This window comes from Mesorhizobium sp. M7A.F.Ca.MR.362.00.0.0 (assembly GCF_004023175.1).
GTDB lineage: Bacteria > Pseudomonadota > Alphaproteobacteria > Rhizobiales > Rhizobiaceae > Mesorhizobium.
In genome coordinates, this window is record NZ_RZTF01000643.1 from 1 (window position 1) to 2,137 (window position 2,137).

General features: G+C 58.1%; 5 protein-coding genes. 3 read left to right on the plus strand and 2 right to left on the minus strand.

The window, feature by feature from the left end; all coding sequences use genetic code 11:
* A partial coding sequence (locus EOC06_RS36340) for a DUF309 domain-containing protein (protein ID WP_245470390.1) occupies nt 1–226 on the minus strand: 226 nt, incomplete at its 3' end.
* The gene (locus EOC06_RS40490; RefSeq protein ID WP_164895832.1) at nt 219–449 is read right to left on the minus strand and encodes a hypothetical protein; all 231 of its coding nucleotides are present in this window, start codon (nt 447–449) and stop codon (nt 219–221) included. The genes EOC06_RS36340 and EOC06_RS40490, both read right to left, overlap by 8 nt.
* A 330-nt stretch (nt 450–779) precedes the next feature.
* On the opposite strand from EOC06_RS40490, the gene EOC06_RS36345 reads away from it, so the two are divergent.
* From EOC06_RS36345 to EOC06_RS36355, 3 genes are all read left to right on the plus strand, one after another.
* Nucleotides 780–1,082 carry a DUF982 domain-containing protein gene (locus tag EOC06_RS36345; protein ID WP_095482618.1) on the plus strand — a complete coding sequence of 101 codons (303 nt, stop codon included), beginning with the start codon at nt 780–782 and terminating at the stop codon, nt 1,080–1,082.
* 207 nt (nt 1,083–1,289) lie between these two features.
* Nucleotides 1,290–1,538, plus strand: coding sequence for a DUF982 domain-containing protein (locus EOC06_RS36350; protein WP_095482605.1), 249 nt, complete (start codon nt 1,290–1,292; stop codon nt 1,536–1,538).
* A gap of 276 nt (nt 1,539–1,814) precedes the next feature.
* The gene (locus EOC06_RS36355) at nt 1,815–2,078 is read left to right on the plus strand and encodes a DUF2285 domain-containing protein (RefSeq protein WP_164895833.1); all 264 of its coding nucleotides are present in this window, start codon (nt 1,815–1,817) and stop codon (nt 2,076–2,078) included.
* Nucleotides 2,079–2,137 lie beyond the last annotated feature (59 nt).

Here is a 2,137-nt window from a genome sequence, read left to right on the forward strand (position 1 = left end):
TCTTCACACCGGCCGCCGATAACAGGATCAATCCCTTGAAGAGCGTCCGAAGCGGAGCGTCTCGGTCTGCAACTTGCCACAGACCCTCCCACGCCTCATGGGCTTCCCAGTAATAACCATGGTTGAAGAGGTCGAGACCCCAAAGGAATATGTCTGAGTCCAGCGACGCCTCTGCCGCCGACGGCATGGCTTCGCTATTGTAGCTATGTCCCGCGGGATCACGCACGGGATGCGGTTGCCTGCCCGGCAGATACGCATAGGATGGAAAGCTCTTTCCCGGCAGCCAGCGCCGGCGCAACATCGAACCAATAGCCATCAAAGCCGTATAGCACACCCGTGGCCCTGAACAGATGCTCAGTTCCGTGCATAGCCGCCGCATCAGGAATGTCTTGGCAAATGGTGTCAGCCAGCCAGATCTCACGAAGCTGCGAGGTTGCGTCGGCGGTCATCGGGCAGTTCATGCGGGCCCTCACTTCGCGGCGGTCATACTGTGGCTCGGCAGTTAAACGGGGCCTTTCAATTTGTGTGGTTCATCCGCCGTTAGAGAATGACGGCACCCGGGGGTATGTTCTCCTCAGATCAGGCCAGGAAGGAAGATAGATGCCTCTTCGCCGGACTTCGCGGTGATGCGCAGCCGAACTGCTTACCGAGGATGCAGATCACGCATGTTCTTCCTCTTGAATCGTCATCGCCCTGACAGCACATTTCTGCAATGGTCGGCGGGCGTCGATGCGGCCCGGGTCGTGCAAATTGGCTATGGAGCAGGTGGAGGGGAACGAATGAACGCTGAGGCTTTTAGCAGCCCCATTTTCGTGAAACGAGCCAGCTATATCGTGCAAGAGATTGCCAGTCTTGCGGACGCTATCGATTTTCTCAATGAGTGGCCCGAGGATCGCAGAGACCTGACCTACGAGACCGCTCTGAGGGCATGTTGTGATGCATATGCTGGGCACATACCGGTGGACGCTGCCAGCAATGCCTTTGTCGGCTTTGCAAAGCGAGTTGCCATATTGGAGGACCCAACCTCCGCCATGCAGTGGATCGCTGCGTGCAAGGCGGGCATCGGAAAGGTGCAGGCGTAGGCTCCACAAACTGTGCGACACTGGCGCAAGGCGACATTGTCGAGATTGAGCTAGCCAATCCCCCGCCACCCGACATGAACCAGACAGCGCTCATGACGATCTCTTGGACGCCAGCGACCAAGTTTAGCTGCGAGGGTGCAGCCGGATCTTTCGGCTAAGGAAATAAATGCGAGCGAGGCTGTCGCCGCTGGGTGTAGAGGGGGAGTGATGACCGGCTCGAGCAGATTTGAAAAGCCAGTCGTTGTTCAAGTCAGCCGTCACAGTTCGGAGCGTGTCGTGTTCGATGTCAATGACGCGTCCAACATCCTGCTGCGGCATCTCCATCGTCAGACCGCGAAGCGCAAGGCAGCAATGGACGCCTGTCTGCAGGTGTTGCGAGGTGAGGCTCATCCACCAGTCGCTCGGCGTGCTTTTGTGGCAGCCGCGCTCGAAGCAAAGATACTGCGCAGCGATTGAGAGCTTGGACGCGCGCTAATGAATTTCGTTCATCTCGGCATCGCTGCAAGTTTGCCGCGCCTCGCGCCCACGCCGTCCACACGGAGGGAACTCGAGGATCTGCCGCCGTTGCGCCTGGGCTGGGCGGCAGAATACTGAAGCTGTCCCGAAGCACGGCCGCGCCGGGACATTTGCGGAGAGATCAGGGATTGTCATTTAGGACTATGATTGCTGTCTGCTTTGGCTAACCTGTCGAAGGAATATCCCACTGAAATAATGATGGAGTACCGAACTGCCATGAAAGTCGGAACGAAACCGGCAATCCAGGAAGAAGTGCCATGGTCCGACAGCCTGACCACGTACGATAAGCAGCACCACACGCTGTACCTGAGGTTCCTGGATGCGGCCGCTGATGATGCCAGCTATGAGGAGATGGCGCAGGAGATCCTCGGCATCGATCCGGTACAGGAACCGGAGCGCGCCCGCAAAGCCGCGCGAAGCCATCTCGATCGGGCGAACTGGATGGTGACGACAGGGTACAAAGAATTGTTCGCGGGATAACGGAGAATGGGCGGCAGCTCCTCAGCAGCAGATTGGTCCAGTCGTCCACTAGCAAGGCG